Here is a 17,283-nt window from a genome sequence, read left to right on the forward strand (position 1 = left end):
TCTTTCATCTTGCAATATGATCACTTTCTTTATAATTTCCTGCTTTTATGTCAAAATAAGAGAAGGATTTTAATATATAATGCGGGCTTTTCAAACAGGAGGGTTTCAGATGAAGATTGCAATTGCATCAGATCATGGCGGAATTAATCTCCGCGAGGAAATCAAAAGCTTAATGGATGAAATGGGTATTGAATATGAAGACTTCGGCTGTGACTGCGAAACTTCAGTAGATTATCCGGATTATGCACTTCCGGTAGCTGAAAAGGTAGCCAATGGCGAATTTGAAAGAGCTATTTTAATCTGCGGCACCGGTATTGGGATGAGCATTTCAGCGAATAAAGTAAAAGGAATTCGCTGTGCGCTTGTACATGATGTTTTCAGTGCGAAAGCAACCCGTGAGCATAATGACAGCAATATCCTTGCGATGGGTGAACGCGTCATTGGACCTGGACTGGCCCGTGAAATTGCCAAAGTGTGGCTTTCAACCGATTTTGAAGGCGGACGCCATGGAAACCGTGTTGGGAAGATTACAGCATACGAAACGAAATAAAAACGTAATTCATAAAAGTACGATAAATAAAGCTTCCGAAAGGGTGAGCTTTTTGATTGAACAATGGAAAAAAGAGCTTGATACAATCATTAATGAATTTAGCGAACAAGTTCCTTTAAATGGACGACTAATCCTTGTAGTAGGATGCAGCACAAGTGAGGTGGCAGGAAAACGGATTGGTACGGCCGGCACTGAGCAGGTAGCAGACATGATTTTTGCAAGGATGGACAAGCTCCGTAAAGATACTGGAGTAGCGCTGGCATTTCAATGCTGTGAACATTTGAACCGGGCGCTGGTAATCGAGCGGGAAACAGCTGAGGCGAAAAATCTGGATGAAGTGACCGTCATCCCTCACCGCACGGCCGGCGGCGCGATGGCAACATATGCCTATGAACACTTCCATGACCCAGTAATGGTGGAGTTTATCAAGGCAGATGCCGGGATCGATATCGGAGACACGCTGATTGGCATGCATTTGAAGCATGTAGCCGTCCCTATCCGAACTTCACAGAAATCTGTCGGTAATGCCCATGTTACTATGGCAAAAACAAGGCCAAAACTAATCGGCGGAGCCAGGGCCATCTATGAACGAAAACCCGAAAACGAATCATGCTAATCAAAGTCCCTTCAGAAGAGGGGCTTTTTTTATTAAAGTCTGCTGGTGCCAGGCACCTATACCAGTTAACCGAAGTGGTACAGGTACCTGGTACCTTTTTTGAAGGCTCAGCCAACCCTGACTGTTGATTTCCGCTCAGGAAGCTCACCTGACCGCTGGCGGTCCGGGTGCCTCCTCAAGCAGTATATCTGCAGGTCTCCCTTTAATCCGTACTACCGGGGGACATTGAATAAGCATCCTCCAATAAACACCGCACGGAGGATATGCGAAAGTATTTTCGAGGATTTCGGGCCTTCCGCTCCAATCAACAAAGTGCCAAAATCGACATAGAGCCTTAACACAGCCTTTTTGAAAAAAGGTGTAACATTTAACAGAGCTACACGTTTTACTGATGTGGTTCTGAAAGAGAGGGGGAGGGGAACGTTGAAGGAGAGCCGGCGGGATAGACTGGACGATTTGTATCGGCATTATGCCAGGCCGCTTTATTACTATTTATATAAGATGTCCGGTTCAAAAGAAACGGCTGAGGATTTAACGCAGGAGACTTTCGTCAGGGCAACGGTTTCTCTCACTTTCTATCAGCAGGAGGATGTCAGGGCGTGGCTATTTAAAGTGGCCAGGAATGCTTATTTGGATGAATGGCGAAAGCGGCAAAGAAGAAAAAAGATTCCCTTTGCCGATTACATATTTCCCATGGCTGAAATGACGAGTCCATATGGGCTGCCGGAGGATTCAGCAATAAAAAGAGAAACAAGAAAAAATGTTGAAGATTTGCTAAGCTGCTTGCCGGAGCAATATCGATCCATTTTGTATTTAAGAGAATTTGAGTCCTTTAGCTATAGTGAGATAGAAGAAGCACTCGATCTAACAGAAAATCAGGTAAAGGTGACACTGCATCGTGCGCGGAAAAAGCTCGCACAGCTGGCCGATGAACAATGGAGGGAGAAAAATGACTGATTGGAACAAAGACCATGAAAAGAAAATCATGACAAAGTACCGCTTTACGTTAACATTGAGAGTCTTAAGAGTTCTGGCTGCTTGCCTGCTGCTTTTCTGGGTCTATATGATGGCTGTGAATATCTTATCTGATGCTGCTCATAGCGAGAAAAAGCATGCGTTCTACAGCAAGTTGGCCCTTGATTGGAAATATCCAAACCTGCATGATGATTTTGGCGGTTTTACAAAAAAAGAAATGACCCCGTTTTTGACACAGAAGATCTCATACCCGATAACACGGAAAGTGGGCCGTGATTATCAGGCTGTTGGTGAAGTGCAGCTTGAGAAAAGGCTGTTCAATACCTACTCAACCTTAAATATTCAGAGGTTTGAGCCGAATAATGAAAGCATTTATCGTTTTTCCTTGCCTGAAAATCCGAATAGCGGGAGAAAACTTTCCGATAATGGAAAACAAAATGTTTGGTCCTCATTGTCCAAAATCCATGAAGGGACTGTAGCAGAGTTGGCGTTTTCTACAAAGTCATTTATGAAGCCGGAAGAACTGCTTGAAGTTTTAAAGCCGTATGACCTAGAAGTTCTTTGGATGCCATTATATACAGGGGAACTGAAGGAATTCCAGACCGGCTTTGGAAGCGGAGGAGACTCCATAGAATTAACCTCTATATATGGATTCACAGGTGCCAGAGAAGCAGGCGATAATTACATGTCAGAGTCAAAATTGGCCCTGACACAGGAATTTATGGATGAAAACAAAGCGATTATGCTCAAACAGATGGAAACCCTTTTAAAAAATGAATCACAAAGCTATTATGAAAATTTCTTAGGGCTCGATCACCTCGAAGAACGCTATAACTATCTAAAAGAAAATGGCTTCAGCGTATATGGCGCTGTCGTAACTGGCCCAGTTAAAGAACTATTAAAGCTGAAACAAGAAGAACAAATCCGCGGAGCCCGCCTTGGCGAATTGGATTACTGGAACTGGGAATAATAGGATGGTGACAGGTAAACGAACTGGTTTAGGTACCTGTCACTTTTTTTAAAAACATGCTAAAATAAAAAAGAATTTTCACAAAAGAACGATACATAGAAATGTGTATGCGTCTTATAGGCGCTGGGACTGGACAGTTGTCCAGTTCTGGAAGGTTATACTTCTTACCAACAAAAAGTGTGTTGAGGAAAAGGGAGGATTCTTATGAAGCATTTAGTACAGCAGGACGAGCAGGTTTTTAAATCGATTCAAGATGAGTTGGGACGCCAGAGATCAAAGATTGAATTAATCGCTTCTGAAAACTTTGTCAGTGAAGCGGTAATGGAAGCACAGGGTTCGGTTTTAACGAATAAATATGCTGAAGGCTATCCTGGCCGACGCTATTATGGCGGTTGTGAACATGTAGATGTGGTCGAAGATTTGGCTCGCGATCGCGCGAAGCAAATTTTCGGAGCTGAGCATGTGAACGTGCAGCCGCATTCAGGAGCGCAGGCGAACATGGCTGTTTATTTCACTGTATTGGAGCAAGGTGACACTGTTCTTGGTATGAATCTTTCCCATGGGGGACATTTAACACACGGAAGCCCTGTTAACTTCAGCGGCGTTCAGTATAATTTTGTAGAGTATGGTGTGGATGAAGATACACATCGCATCAACTATGAGGATGTGCTTGAAAAAGCACGCCAGCATAAGCCGAAATTAATTGTAGCGGGTGCAAGTGCTTATCCGCGTGAAATTGATTTCAAACGTTTCCGTGAAATTGCGGATGAAGTGGGCGCGATGCTAATGGTTGATATGGCTCATATCGCAGGACTTGTGGCAGCTGGGCTTCACCAGAATCCGGTTCCGTTTGCGGACTTTGTTACAACCACTACTCATAAAACGTTGCGCGGACCGCGCGGCGGCATGATTCTTTGCAAAGAAGAGTATGCGAAGAAGATTGATAAATCCATTTTCCCTGGTATCCAGGGTGGTCCATTAATGCACGTAATTGCCGCAAAAGCTGTTGCTTTCGGCGAAGCGCTTCAGGAAGATTTCAAAACATATGCAGGCAATATCATTTCCAATGCCAAAAAGCTGGCTGAAGCATTGCAAAGTGAAGGAATTGACCTTGTTTCCGGCGGAACAGACAACCACTTATTATTAGTTGATCTTCGTTCCCTTGGCTTAACGGGTAAGGTAGCTGAAAAGGTGCTTGATGAGGTCGGCATTACAGTCAACAAAAATACAATTCCTTTCGATCCAGAAAGCCCATTCGTAACAAGCGGTGTCCGCATCGGTACAGCGGCAGTTACATCCCGCGGCTTTGGCGAAAAGGAGATGGAAGAAATCGCGTCCATCATTGCCTTCACATTAAAAAATCATGAAGATGAAGAGAAGCTTATAGAAGCCAGCCAGCGTGTTGAAGCTTTAACAAGCAGTTTCACCTTATATCCTGAAAAATAATGAAAAGCAGCCGGTCTCTATTGCGGGACCGGCTTTTGCATGCGAAAAACAAATAAAGGGAATCTTAGAAAAATGACTTTTCCTTTACAAAAGCGAATCATAGTTGCCGATGGAATTGTTTTTCTGTAAAATTAGACGAAGTGTGGTTCGACTCATTCTGCATATTGAAAAGGAGAGATACTCATGGCAAAGGTTTACGTTTTTGACCATCCATTAATTCAGCATAAGCTTACATACATTCGTGAAAAAAGTACGGGAACAAAGGAATTTCGCGAGCTTGTCGACGAAGTGGCAACACTTATGGCATTCGAAATCACTCGTGATATGCCTTTGGAGGAAATCGAAATTGAAACACCTGTCAGCTTAACAAAATCCAATGTATTATCAGGCAAGAAAATTGGAATTATCCCGATTTTACGTGCTGGAATCGGCATGGTTGACGGCATCCTAAAGCTGATCCCTGCTGCAAAGGTAGGACACATTGGCTTATACCGCGACCCGGAAACATTGCAGCCGGTTGAATACTATGTAAAGCTTCCGAGCGATGTGGAAGAAAGAGACTTTATCGTAGTCGATCCCATGCTTGCAACTGGAGGTTCTGCTGTTGAAGCCATTCACTCTCTTAAAAAGCGCGGAGGCAAAAACATCAAATTCATGTGCCTGATTGCAGCTCCTGAAGGGGTAGAGGCAGTGAAGGAAGCACACCCTGACGTTGACATCTATATTGCGGCATTAGACGAAAAATTAAACGAAAAAGGCTATATTGTCCCTGGACTTGGAGATGCAGGCGACCGTTTATTCGGTACAAAATAAGTTTAAACATCCTGCGGCAGACAAAAGATCTTATATCTTTTAAAAAAAGGAAGGTGCTTCAAATGAATCGCCCGATTAAAGTAATGACGATTTTTGGGACAAGGCCTGAAGCCATTAAAATGGCTCCACTTGTTCTGGAACTGCAAAAATATCCTGATCATTTTGAATCCATTGTGACCGTAACAGCACAGCATCGTGAAATGCTCGATCAGGTTTTGAATATTTTCAAGGTTACACCTGATTATGACCTGAATATCATGAAAGACCGCCAGACACTCGTGGATGTGACAACGCGCGGCCTGGAAGGCCTTGATAAAATCATGAAGGAAGTAAAGCCCGATATTGTGCTTGTTCATGGCGATACAACCACTACCTTCATTGCAAGCCTTGCTGCATTCTATAATCAGATAGAAGTCGGCCATGTTGAAGCAGGATTGCGTACATGGAATAAATACTCTCCATTTCCTGAGGAAATGAACCGCCAGTTAACAGGTATTATGGCCGATCTTCATTTCTCGCCGACAGCAAAGTCAGCTGAAAACCTTTTAAATGAAAACAAACCGACCGAGAACATTTTCATTACAGGAAATACAGCGATTGACGCACTTAAAACAACCGTTAAGGACGAGTATCATCATGAAGTGCTTGAAAAAGTCGGCGATGACCGCCTTGTTCTGCTGACTGCACACCGCCGTGAAAACTTAGGCGAACCGATGAGAAACATGTTCAAGGCAATTAAGAGGCTTGTGGAAGAACAGAATGACATTCAAGTGGTTTACCCTGTACACCTCAACCCGGCTGTAAGGGAAATTGCTTCTGAAATTCTTGGTGACGACAACCGAATTCATTTAATTGAACCGCTTGACGTTATTGATTTCCACAACTTTGCTTCTAGAGCCCATTTGATTTTAACAGACTCAGGCGGAGTTCAGGAGGAAGCGCCATCGCTTGGCGTGCCTGTACTTGTACTACGTGACACAACGGAAAGGCCTGAAGGGATTGAAGCGGGTACCCTAAAGCTTGCCGGTATCGAAGAACAGCCAATTTATGAACTGGCAACAGAGCTTTTAACTGACCAGGCTGCGTATGAAAAAATGGCTAAAGCTGTAAATCCATATGGAGACGGCAATGCTTCAAAACGAATTTGCGATGCCATCCGCTATCATTTCAAGCAGGCAAGTGATCGGCCGGAAGAATACAAACCGCAAAACTAATAAAAGTGCACCTATTAAAATGACTGCCCTATAGCAGCTTTTGATAGGTGCATTTTTTTTCGAAAGGTTATGTTAAAGCTAATTGTTGATTTGGTCCCCTGTTGATTGGAGTGGCAGGCGTGGACTCGAAAATACATTTGCATTTCTTCGTGCGATGTTTATTCGAGGATGCTTATTCTAAGTCCTGCGAGAAGAGCGAGTCAAAGGGGAGACCCCCCAGGGCATCATGCGCCGAGGATGCTCCCGGACCGCCAGCGGAAGAAAGCGAGTGTCTGGAGCGGAAATCATCAGGCATGTTTAACAAGAGCATCAAAAAAATGGTCGATGCATGTTAAAAGGGAAGGGGAGGAGGCGGAAAACCTCCGCAAAATGAAGTGGTTGAAATGTTGGTAGTTAGGTGGTTGAAAGTTGTTAGACTGTTGAAAGCGTTAATGATTGGTAATTAATAGTTTTTTAAGTTAAAAGTCTCTTTTCTGCAGGAGCTGATAAAGCTATGATAGAATATATAGAGATAGGAAGCAATTTTACAAGGATAAATATATGTGGTTATTATGTTGGTGGTTGGATGGTTGATAATGGTTTCCAAACAAAAATGTTGATATAGCAGTGTTTTAGGACGGGTGAACTGCTAAGGCCTGTCGGGGTCATGGGGAGTATTTTTAATTGCATCCATTACAATGGGTAATGAAGTGGCTATGAAATCAAGCGTGGTGGTTTTGTTGGCGGTTAGGTGGTTGATAATGAACACTGCCCATCAATTGCCGGTTGATCCGCAATAAACCAAGAAAGGTGCTGAGGACGTTGGCAAATCAATATTTGACAATGAAGGAGCTCAAAGAAGCACTTCCGGAGATCCCTGAAAATAGTTTAAAACGATATTTGCAGGAGCATGCAGAATACATAAATTTTAAAAAAGAACATAATCGATATAAAATACAGGCGTCAGAAATTGAGAAGCTGAAATTAATCAGGAAATTATATTCAGATGGATTAAAGAAAGAAGAAGTAACCACCAAGCTTGAAGAAGCTGGGTTCCCTGTCACCATTACAGTGGAGGATGAGGAGGAAAGCAGCAGCACATCGCTTATGAATGTTAATCATGAGCTTACCGATATGAAAAAGCTTGTCAGTTTTCTGGTCCAGCAAAATGAACAGTCCCGGCTTCAGCAAAATAAAATCAGAGAGCAAAACAAACAACTGATCTATGAAGTTCAAGAGCTCAAACAGACGATCGACGATCTAAGAATGGCTCATGAACAAGGGAATGAGCAAGAAAGTGAAAAGGTCACTTCTCTTTATGAAAAGCTTATGGCAACGCAGAAGTCAGTGGAAGAAGTAGCGAGTGCAATGGAGGCTGAAAAGAGCAAAAGCATTTGGCAAAAGCTATTTGGTAAGTAAAGGCAGGCCTGTTTTGGGAATTTAACGTTTAAACGGATAGCAACAGGGTATTGGCATAATGATTTTAAATACCCGGGAGGTTGAAAAAATGAGAGCTTTGGCAGTATTAGAGGCAGTTTTGATTCTCTGGATCATCTTGTTGCTTGGATCATTAATGGGAACCCTTATGTCAGAAGGTCTTATTGCCTTGGTATTTAAGCTGGCAGAAGGCAAGGGTGTCATCCTCACATTATTATTAATTTTTGCGACTGTAATCGATATGTGGAGAGATAAAAGGCGTAATCGTTTAATTCAAAAAGGAAGGCTCGAACCGAATCAATTGTTTTAATACATAGCAGTAAGCCGTCATATACAATGGCGGCTTTTTCTATACAAATTTATGCATATAAAGAACTGTTTTTAGAAAATTATAACAACTTTATTGAAAAGTGACCATTTGATGATAAAATTAATTATACAGAATATTGTATTTTGTTAATTAAATTTCTGGAAATGTCACAACAAATTAATAGGGGGATGAGAGAATGAAAAAGTTAAAACTGTTTTTATTAATGTTTGTTTTAACGATTGGGTCTTCAATAATTCCTATGAATGTAGCAAGTGCAAACGAGCGAACAGACGCAAAATTAAGCAATGGCGAACCAAATGAAGTGGGAATAGACCCTGCAAAGTTACAAGAAATTGATGCAGCTGTGATAGAGGCTATTGAAAGTGGCGTTACTCCAGGAGCAGTAGTGCTTGTATCTAAGGATGGGAAAATAGTTAAAGAAGAAGCCTATGGGTTTGCTCAAAAATATGACATGGGGGAACTTTTAAAAAATCCTCGAAAAATGAAAAAAAAGACCATTTTCGATCTTGCGTCAGTTACAAAAGTGATGGGGACTACTCAAGGGATTATGAAACTGATTAGCGATGGAAAGCTATTAATAAATGACAAAGTTTCCGACTACATTCCTCAATTCGCGTTAAATGGGAAAGAAAACATAACAGTTGCTGATTTATTGACACATACATCTGGATTAACACCTTGGAAACCCACTTATCTTTATGCAGATAATTCGGAAGAAGTCCTAGATTATATTAATCAACTGCCGCTCGAATATCCGACGGGTACTGACAGGCGATATAGTGATTTCAGTTTTATGATGTTAGGATTTTTAATCGAAGAAGTTAGCGGACAAAAATTGGATGAATTTTTAGAAGAAAATATATACAGCCCCCTAAATATGCATGATACGATGTTTAATCCCGCTGACTATCTAAATCAGCGTATTGCTGCTACTTCCTGGGGAAACCCATATGAGTATAAAATGATAGATGACCCTAATTTCGGATATTATGTTGAAGAAAGTGCAGATATGTTTAAAAACTGGAGAGATTACACCTTGGTTGGGGAAGTTAATGATGGGAACAGTTTCTATGCTAACGAAGGTGTTGCAGGGCATGCTGGTTTATTCTCAACTGCAAGAGACCTTGCAACACTAGGACAGACCATGCTGAATGGTGGATTTTATGGAAAAACAAAATTATATGATGAAGAAGTTCTTGATGCATTTACATCTCCTAAAAGATTCGGCCAGGGGTATGGATGGGAATTGAATAAAAGTTGGTACATGGGGGATCTGTATTCCGCAGAAACTTTTGGACACACTGGTTTTACAGGTACTCAGGTTATTTTTGATCCAGAAGAAAATCTGCAGATCATACTCCTTACCAATAAACAGAATAATGGTCCGTTAACAAGTGGTTCATACCGTAGCACAGGGGCACTTTCAAAGAAGGTAGCAAATATTGTTTATGAATCATTAAACTAAATACCAATCCTATATAACATATCAAGAGCTTTTACAATGAATACGCATACTAGCTGCATAATCAGCCCACCCTAAAACAAAAAGAGGGTGGACTTTTTTATGAAAAAAATCTTTGTGATTGTTACAATCATTCTAATAATGTTAGGCCAAACTCCTGTTTCCGGCCGCACTCTTTCACACCCTCCTCTTCCGAAAGAATCACCTGATATCGAAAAGGTGGCTATTGTTGTCCTTGAAGAAGATAAGGATGACCTGGAAATAAAAAGACTAATTAAGCGAAATCCGGATCTGCAAATCAGGCATGTATATAAACATGCACTAAATGGATTTTCTGTTAAAGGGAAGCAATCTGCTTTGGATAAACTGTTTAATAAAGAGGATGTATCCGCTGTTTCCCCGGTAAATACCTATTATGTCCATTCTGGAGATAACATCAAGCTGATTGGCGGCATAACCGTGAGAGGGTTTTATGATCAAAACAACCAGCGCCTGACCGGCAAGGGGGTAAAGGTTGGCGTCATTGATACGGGCATTGATTATAATCACCCTGATTTAAGAAGAAGCTACGGCGGCGGCCATGATCTGGTTGATAATGATAAAGATCCAATGGAAACAAAAGCATCCGGAGGGCAAGGCACACTGCACGGTACCCATGTAGCAGGCATCATAGCTGCAAATGGAAAAGTTCAGGGAGTTGCGCCAGAGGCGACGATTATCGCTTACCGTGCACTTGGGCCAGGCGGCAGCGGGACAACGGAACAGGTAATTGCGGCCATTGACCAGGCCATAAAGGACAAGGTGGATGTATTAAATCTTTCCTTAGGAAATAATGTAAACGGGCCCGACCTTCCAATCAGCCTCGCTCTTAATAAAGCAGTTGAAAAAGGGATTACGGCAGTCACCTCCTCGGGCAACTCCGGTCCGAATATATGGACAGTCGGATCACCAGGGACAGCATCGAAAGCAATTTCTGTCGGTGCTTCCACTCCGACCATGAAGGTTCCGTTCCTAAACGTTGGCGGGCGAAAGATCAGGCTGGATCTTCTTCAAGGCTCAAAAGATTGGGAGTTCGATCGTTCCTATGAGATTATTTATGGGGGAATTGGGCGCAAGGAAGAATTAAAGAATGCTGATGGGAAAATTGTTTTAGTGGAAAGAGGCGAACTGACTTTTACTGATAAAGCAGTCAATGCATTGGAAGCTGGTGCAGTGGGGGTTATCATATTTAATAACACAAAGGGAAGGTTCTTTGGCAATTTGGATAATGGAGTTCCGATCCCGGTTGCTGCTTTATCCAAGGAAGAAGGGGGAGTGCTCAGAAAGCTTACAGAAAAAAGAGAGCTCCTCGGCCGTACGTATATAATAGAAGAAAAGGATATTTTGGCTGACTTTAGCTCACGCGGACCTGTAACCTCCACATGGGAAATCAAACCGGATGTAGTAGCGCCTGGTGTAGCAATCAATAGTACCATTCCGGGAGGATATCTTCCATTACAGGGAACCAGCATGGCTGCTCCCCATGTCGCGGGCGCGTGCGCCATCCTTAAACAGGCCCATCCCGATTGGGAGCCGGAAAAAATTAAGGCCGCGCTGATGAATACGGCAAAGCCGCTTGTAAACAATGAAGGGAAACTGTATAGAACATTCGAGCAAGGAGCAGGCAGGATTCAACTGGAGAAGGCATTGCGAACGGAAACGGTCGTCCTTCCAGCTTCCCTGCAGTTCGGGAAATTCCAGATTGCAGACCGGCTGCATGAGCACAAGAGTTATGTAACGGTTGAAAACATTAGTAATAAAAACAAGTCTTATTCTTTTTCCATCCCTTATAAAGAACAGGGGATCAACTGGGAAATGCCAAAGTCTTTTCAATTAAAGCCAGGAGAGAAAAAGAAGCTTGAAATGAAGATGTCGGTAGATCCTACATTATTGAAGAAAAAAATTTATGATGGGAACCTTTTGCTGGCTGCTGGAACGGAAGAGATAAGAATTCCATATCTCTATGTGCTCGAGGAGCCAAATTACCCAAGGGTGATGGGTTTCGGACTTGGTAAAGGCGACAAAGAGAACACATATAGATATGAAGTTTATTTGCCGGGAGGGGCAGAGGAATTCGGAATCGCGATGTTTGATTCGGAAAGCCTTCGCTTCATGGGTTACCTGGACTGGAAAAGGAATGTAGGTAAAGGCCAGCTTCTTCAGGAGATTCCTGCGGACAAAATTCCAGGGCCAGGGTTGTATCTTGCTAAGGTTTTTGCAAAAAAAGCCGGGAAAGAAGATTGGATTGAGACTTATCTCTTTATCAGACCGGACGGTCAGATCGGAGAACCGGATCATTCAGAAAATAGAAAGGGCTTAGTGAACGATTAGGCTGTGATGAAGCAAATTGTGATTTCAGCACCCTGTTGATTGGAGCAGAAGGCGCGTGATCCTCGAAAATGCATTCGCATTTTCTTCGGTGCGGTGTTAATTCAAGGATTTTAATTCAATGTCCTGCGGGAATGCGTATAAAAGGGAGACTCCGCTGGCGTAGAACGCCGAGGAGTCTCCCGGACCGCACTCGGTTAACTGAGGGCCTGGAGCGGAAATCAACAGGTAAGTTTAAGATTCAATCATTAAAAAACTGTAAAATTAAAGCGTTTTCAGGGGCGGAGCAGAAAGTCGCTCCTTTTTCAATAGTATGGAAAAATTTAATTGTGATAAATCTGTGAACATACCATATTTTTACCTTTTTGTTTGTGAACTTTTTCACTCCAAACGCATTGACATTGACAAAGCCCTATTGTATGCTTACAAAGGGTAAAAGATGATAGGGTTTTCAAAATATTTGTGCAGACATATTTCCCACTTCTGCATGATGTAAATGTGATTAATTATGGCCTCAAAACCCACTTACCATTCTCTTAAGGGAGGATGCGTTTTTATGCGTCAAAAAGACCGCAACCCATTTAAGGCGATGGCCTTAATGTCCGCCATTCTTTCTCAATTAGTTGGTTCCATGCTTATTGGTATTTTCGCCGGAAGATGGCTAGACAGCAAGGCAGGAACCGAGCCGTTATTCCTATTAATCGGCTTGTTCATTGGACTGGGGGCTGGGATTTACGCCATGCTTCGCTTAATCCAACATTTCTTCACAGGAGAATAAACAACATGCCGGAAATCAAAGCAATTTTTCAAAGACAGCGAAAATACATATTCCTGTTGTTGGCTGTATACGTTCTCGGCTGGGGATTTACGCCTTATCAATCTATTTTTCTTGGCTTGATACTTGGTACAAGCCTAAGTCTGTTCAATTTGTGGCTGATGGCAAGAAAGACGCTGCAATTTGGAGAAGCAGTTGAGAGAGGTGAGAAGGTGCGCTCCCTAGGGACGGTATCCAGAATGGCTACGGCAGTTCTTGCTGTCATGATCGCTCTGGAATATCCTGAAAGGCTGCATCTGATCAGTGTGGTATTTGGATTAATGACATCCTATATTGTCATTATGATAGATTATTTTCTTCAATCTTTTCATTTACGTAAATAGCGGGAAGAGAGGTGAACACTATTGCATCATGAAGCTCCTATAGTAGAATTTTTAGGATTGAATTTTAACTTATCTAATGTACTGATGATCACAGTAGCAAGTGCTGTTGTTTTCATTATTGCTTTGCTTTCCACCCGTCGACTTGCCATGAAACCAGCGGGAATGCAAAACTTTTTCGAATGGATCATGGACTTTGTTAAGAATATCATTAACAGCACGATGGACTGGAAGACAGGCGGAAGATTCCATATTCTTGGATTAACCCTGATCATGTATATCTTCGTATCAAACATGCTTGGACTTCCGTTTGCGATCACTTATGATCACACTTTATGGTGGAAATCGCCGACAGCCGATCCGGTTATCACCTTAACTTTAGCGGCTATGGTTGTGGGGCTTTCGCATTACTATGGCGTCAAGCTAAAAGGAGTAGGAGAATACGGCCGGGAATTCTTCAGGCCAATGCCTTTCTTGTTCCCATTGAAAATTATTGAAGAGTTTGCAAACACTCTAACACTGGGACTTCGTCTTTACGGTAATATCTACGCAGGTGAAATCCTGCTGACATTGCTTGTCGGAGGGCTTGCACATGCAGGAGTAGGCGGTATGCTTGCAGCCATTCTGCCAACAATTGTATGGCAAGGATTCTCAATCTTTGTCGGTTCTATCCAGGCATTCATTTTCTGTATGTTAACAATGGTTTATATGGCACACAAAGTGAGCCATGACCATTAATATATACCTGTTCATTCTATGGACAAAACATTTTAAACAAATAATTTTTTATACAATTTAAGGAGGAACTCAATAATGGGTCTTTTAGCAGCAGCAATTGCAATCGGTTTAGCAGCACTAGGTGCCGGTATCGGTAACGGTCTTATCGTATCTAAAACAGTAGAAGGTATGGCTCGCCAGCCAGAAGCTCGCGGTATGCTTCAAACAACAATGTTCATCGGGGTTGCGTTAGTAGAGGCTGTTCCGATCATCGGCGTTGTTATCGCGTTCATGGTTATCGGCGGTTAATTAATACTGTACAAATCGTTCAAAATGGCGAAGATCATTCTGTGAACCTTCGCCATTCCTTTATGTTAAATAAAAGCAATTTCGATATATAAATGATTCAAATTAGAGAATTGTCTAGCTACAGCGCCTACCCCCTCGAGGTCACAAGCCAATCCTCCCAGAAAGGTAAAAAGCACCTTTCCGTGAGGCTCGTCTTGTGCTTGTCGGGGGTGAGCATCAAGGAAAGCTTCCTTGAACATGCTTCGCAGGAACAAGCGGTTTTTGCTTGTTTCGAAGGCGCTTCCGCATTTCTTATAGTGAACGACTCTTGAAGGGAGTGAATCGAGGGTGTTAACAAATAGTCTAGTATTAGGCGCTGCAGGCGGTTTCAACGGCGGGGACATTTTGTACCAGCTGGTTATGTTCATCATTTTGTTGGCATTGCTGAAAAAATTTGCGTGGGGTCCATTAATGGGCATTATGCAGCAGCGTGAAGAGCACATTGCAAGCGAAATCGAAGCGGCTGAACAAAGCCGTACAGAAGCAAAAAAGCTTTTGGAAGAGCAAAGAAATCTTTTAAAAGAAGCACGTACTGAAGCACAGGGCCTTATCGAAAATGCAAAGAAACAAGGCGATGTGCAGCGTGAAGAGATCATTGCGGCTGCCCGCACTGAGTCTGATCGCATTAAGGAATCTGCTAAGCTTGAAATTGAGCAGCAGAAAGAACAAGCGGTTGCCGCTATTCGCGAGCAGGTCGCTTCATTGTCTGTCCTTATTGCTTCCAAAGTAATTGAGAAGGAATTAAGCGCAGCTGATCAAGAAAAGCTGATCAATGAATACATTCAAGAGGCGGGAGAAAAGCGATGAGCAACTCCACGGTAGCAAAGCGCTACGCGTTGGCTCTTTTCCAGCTTGCGAATGAACACCAGCTTCTTGACCAAATGGAAGAAGAGCTTCGTGCAGTGAAAGAAGTAGTAAACCATAATTCCGATTTAAAAGCAGTATTAAAGTCTCCAAAGCTTCCAATTGAGAAGAAGAAAGAGATTTTACAAGGTGCATTTGCATCTGTGAACACTTATGTACTAAATACGTTAATGATATTAATTGAACGCCACCGTGAAGATCATATCTCTGATGTGGCTGATCATTTTATAAGCCTTGCAAATGACAAGAAAGGGATCGCCGATGCGAAAGTCTACTCGGTTCGCCCTTTATCTGAAGCGGAAAAGGAAGCATTATCCGTATCATTTGCGGCTAAGGTTGGGAAAAAATCACTTCGTATTGACAATATAGTTGATACTAACTTGCTCGGCGGCATCAAGCTTCGAATCGGAAACCGGATTTTCGACGGCAGCTTGCGAGGAAAGCTAGAGCGTCTTGAACGTCAATTGTTAGGCTAAGATTCGTAGATAGGGGTGAAACTCATGAGCATCAATGCTGAAGAAATCAGTGCGCTGATAAAAAAGCAAATCGAAAACTATCAGTCGGAAATTCAAGTGAGTGATGTAGGTACGGTTATCTCTGTTGGTGACGGTATCGCTCGTGCTCATGGCCTCGACAATGTCATGGCTGGAGAACTTGTTGAATTTTCAAACGGCGTTATGGGTATGGCGCAAAACCTTGAAGAAAATAACGTCGGTATTATCATCTTAGGACCATTTACAGAAATCCGCGAAGGCGATGAAGTACGCCGCACGGGCCGCATCATGGAGGTACCGGTTGGTGAAGAGCTAATCGGCCGCGTGGTAAACCCTCTTGGACAGCCAGTAGATGGCATGGGACCAATTAACACAACAAAGACTCGTCCAATTGAAAGCCCGGCACCAGGTGTAATGGATCGTAAATCCGTACACGAGCCGCTTCAAACAGGTATCAAAGCGATCGACGCTCTTGTGCCAATCGGACGCGGACAGCGTGAGTTAATCATCGGGGACCGTCAAACAGGTAAAACATCTGTTGCAATCGATACAATCCTGAACCAGAAAGATCAGGACATGGTATGTATCTATGTTGCAATCGGACAAAAAGAATCTACAGTTCGTAACGCAGTAGAAACTTTACGTAAGCAAGGTGCTTTGGATTATACAATCGTTGTAACAGCATCTGCCTCACAGCCTGCTCCATTATTATATCTTGCACCATATGCGGGTGTAACAATGGGTGAAGAGTTCATGTACAACGGCAAGCACGTACTTGTTGTGTATGATGACTTAACAAAGCAAGCTTCTGCTTATCGTGAGCTTTCATTACTATTGCGCCGTCCTCCAGGCCGTGAAGCATATCCAGGGGACGTATTCTACTTGCACAGCCGCCTTCTTGAGCGTGCTGCGAAGTTAAGCGATGCGAAAGGTGCAGGTTCCATCACTGCGCTTCCATTTATTGAAACACAAGCAGGCGACGTTTCTGCTTATATTCCTACAAACGTTATTTCAATCACTGACGGACAAATTTTCTTGCAGTCAGACCTATTCTTCTCCGGTGTTCGTCCGGCGATCAACGCTGGTCTTTCTGTATCACGTGTAGGTGGATCCGCACAGATCAAAGCGATGAAAAAGGTTGCAGGTACTTTGCGTCTTGACCTTGCTTCTTACCGTGAATTAGAATCATTTGCCCAGTTCGGTTCTGACCTTGATAAAGCAACACAGGCAAAACTTAACCGTGGTGCCCGTACAGTAGAGGTTCTAAAGCAGGATCTTAACAAGCCGTTAAAAGTTGAGAAGCAGGTTGCAATTCTTTATGCTCTTACTCGCGGCTTCTTAGATGACATTCCTGTACAGGATATTCGTCGTTTCGAATCTGAATTCCTTTCATGGTTAGACCATAACCGCAAAGATTTGTTAGACCATATCGTGAAAACAAAAGAACTTCCTTCTGATGACGATATGGCATCTGCGATTAACGACTTTAAGAAAACTTTCGCAGTATCCGAATAATGGAGCTTGCTTAGATGGGGAAGTGGTCCC

The 17,283-nt window shown here is 42.8% G+C and carries 18 protein-coding genes; all 18 read left to right on the plus strand.

Features of this window, described 5'->3' with window-relative positions; translation table 11 throughout:
* Positions 1-109 precede the first annotated feature (109 nt).
* The 18 genes from rpiB to atpA all read left to right on the plus strand — a co-directional run bounded on the left by rpiB (position 110) and on the right by atpA (position 17,253).
* The gene (gene rpiB / locus DFO73_RS05175; protein WP_110063718.1) at positions 110-550 is read left to right on the plus strand and encodes a ribose 5-phosphate isomerase B; all 441 of its coding nucleotides are present in this window, start codon (positions 110-112) and stop codon (positions 548-550) included.
* A 52-nt stretch (positions 551-602) separates the two neighbouring features.
* Positions 603-1,166: a TIGR01440 family protein gene (locus DFO73_RS05180; RefSeq protein ID WP_110064007.1), complete on the plus strand. Its 564-nt coding sequence runs from the start codon at positions 603-605 to the stop codon at positions 1,164-1,166.
* 423 nt (positions 1,167-1,589) lie between these two features.
* Entirely contained in the window at positions 1,590-2,123 is a 534-nt protein-coding gene (locus DFO73_RS05190) for a sigma-70 family RNA polymerase sigma factor (protein ID WP_110063720.1), read from the plus strand.
* Positions 2,116-3,111, plus strand: a complete 996-nt coding sequence (locus tag DFO73_RS05195) for an anti-sigma factor (RefSeq protein ID WP_110063721.1) — start codon at positions 2,116-2,118, stop codon at positions 3,109-3,111. Before DFO73_RS05190 ends, DFO73_RS05195 begins: the two co-directional genes overlap by 8 nt.
* Before the next feature lie 204 nt (positions 3,112-3,315).
* Positions 3,316-4,557, plus strand: a complete 1,242-nt coding sequence (gene glyA, locus DFO73_RS05200; protein ID WP_110063722.1) for a serine hydroxymethyltransferase — start codon at positions 3,316-3,318, stop codon at positions 4,555-4,557.
* Between the two features lie 183 nt (positions 4,558-4,740).
* Entirely contained in the window at positions 4,741-5,370 is a 630-nt protein-coding gene (upp, locus tag DFO73_RS05205) for a uracil phosphoribosyltransferase (RefSeq protein WP_110063723.1), read from the plus strand.
* A gap of 62 nt (positions 5,371-5,432) precedes the next feature.
* The gene (wecB, locus tag DFO73_RS05210) at positions 5,433-6,584 is read left to right on the plus strand and encodes a non-hydrolyzing UDP-N-acetylglucosamine 2-epimerase (RefSeq protein ID WP_110063724.1); all 1,152 of its coding nucleotides are present in this window, start codon (positions 5,433-5,435) and stop codon (positions 6,582-6,584) included.
* 801 nt (positions 6,585-7,385) lie between these two features.
* Positions 7,386-7,982 (plus strand): hypothetical protein, encoded by a 597-nt coding sequence (locus DFO73_RS05215; protein WP_110063725.1) that lies wholly within the window; start codon positions 7,386-7,388, stop codon positions 7,980-7,982.
* 88 nt (positions 7,983-8,070) lie between these two features.
* A complete protein-coding gene (locus tag DFO73_RS05220) occupies positions 8,071-8,310 on the plus strand; it encodes a hypothetical protein (RefSeq protein WP_110064008.1) in 240 nt (79 codons plus the stop codon).
* Positions 8,311-8,506: 196 nt separating this feature from the next.
* Positions 8,507-9,796 (plus strand): serine hydrolase, encoded by a 1,290-nt coding sequence (locus tag DFO73_RS05225; protein ID WP_181395928.1) that lies wholly within the window; start codon positions 8,507-8,509, stop codon positions 9,794-9,796.
* 99 nt (positions 9,797-9,895) lie between these two features.
* Positions 9,896-12,163, plus strand: coding sequence for a S8 family serine peptidase (locus tag DFO73_RS05230; RefSeq protein ID WP_110063726.1), 2,268 nt, complete (start codon positions 9,896-9,898; stop codon positions 12,161-12,163).
* 553 nt (positions 12,164-12,716) lie between these two features.
* A complete protein-coding gene (locus tag DFO73_RS05235; RefSeq protein ID WP_110063727.1) occupies positions 12,717-12,938 on the plus strand; it encodes an AtpZ/AtpI family protein in 222 nt (73 codons plus the stop codon).
* 5 nt (positions 12,939-12,943) lie between these two features.
* Positions 12,944-13,318 (plus strand): ATP synthase subunit I, encoded by a 375-nt coding sequence (locus DFO73_RS05240; protein ID WP_110063728.1) that lies wholly within the window; start codon positions 12,944-12,946, stop codon positions 13,316-13,318.
* Positions 13,319-13,339: 21 nt separating this feature from the next.
* The gene (gene atpB, locus DFO73_RS05245) at positions 13,340-14,053 is read left to right on the plus strand and encodes a F0F1 ATP synthase subunit A (RefSeq protein ID WP_110063729.1); all 714 of its coding nucleotides are present in this window, start codon (positions 13,340-13,342) and stop codon (positions 14,051-14,053) included.
* Positions 14,054-14,128: 75 nt separating this feature from the next.
* Positions 14,129-14,341: a F0F1 ATP synthase subunit C gene (atpE, locus tag DFO73_RS05250; protein WP_009332220.1), complete on the plus strand. Its 213-nt coding sequence runs from the start codon at positions 14,129-14,131 to the stop codon at positions 14,339-14,341.
* Between the two features lie 327 nt (positions 14,342-14,668).
* Positions 14,669-15,187 (plus strand): F0F1 ATP synthase subunit B, encoded by a 519-nt coding sequence (locus tag DFO73_RS05255; protein WP_110063730.1) that lies wholly within the window; start codon positions 14,669-14,671, stop codon positions 15,185-15,187.
* Positions 15,184-15,720: a F0F1 ATP synthase subunit delta gene (locus DFO73_RS05260; protein WP_110063731.1), complete on the plus strand. Its 537-nt coding sequence runs from the start codon at positions 15,184-15,186 to the stop codon at positions 15,718-15,720. Before DFO73_RS05255 ends, DFO73_RS05260 begins: the two co-directional genes overlap by 4 nt.
* Before the next feature lie 24 nt (positions 15,721-15,744).
* Positions 15,745-17,253: a F0F1 ATP synthase subunit alpha gene (gene atpA, locus DFO73_RS05265; protein ID WP_110063732.1), complete on the plus strand. Its 1,509-nt coding sequence runs from the start codon at positions 15,745-15,747 to the stop codon at positions 17,251-17,253.
* Positions 17,254-17,283: the final 30 nt, after the last annotated feature.

Source organism: Cytobacillus oceanisediminis (genome assembly GCF_003182355.1).
In the GTDB taxonomy this organism is placed as follows: domain Bacteria; phylum Bacillota; class Bacilli; order Bacillales; family Cytobacillaceae; genus Cytobacillus; species Cytobacillus oceanisediminis_A.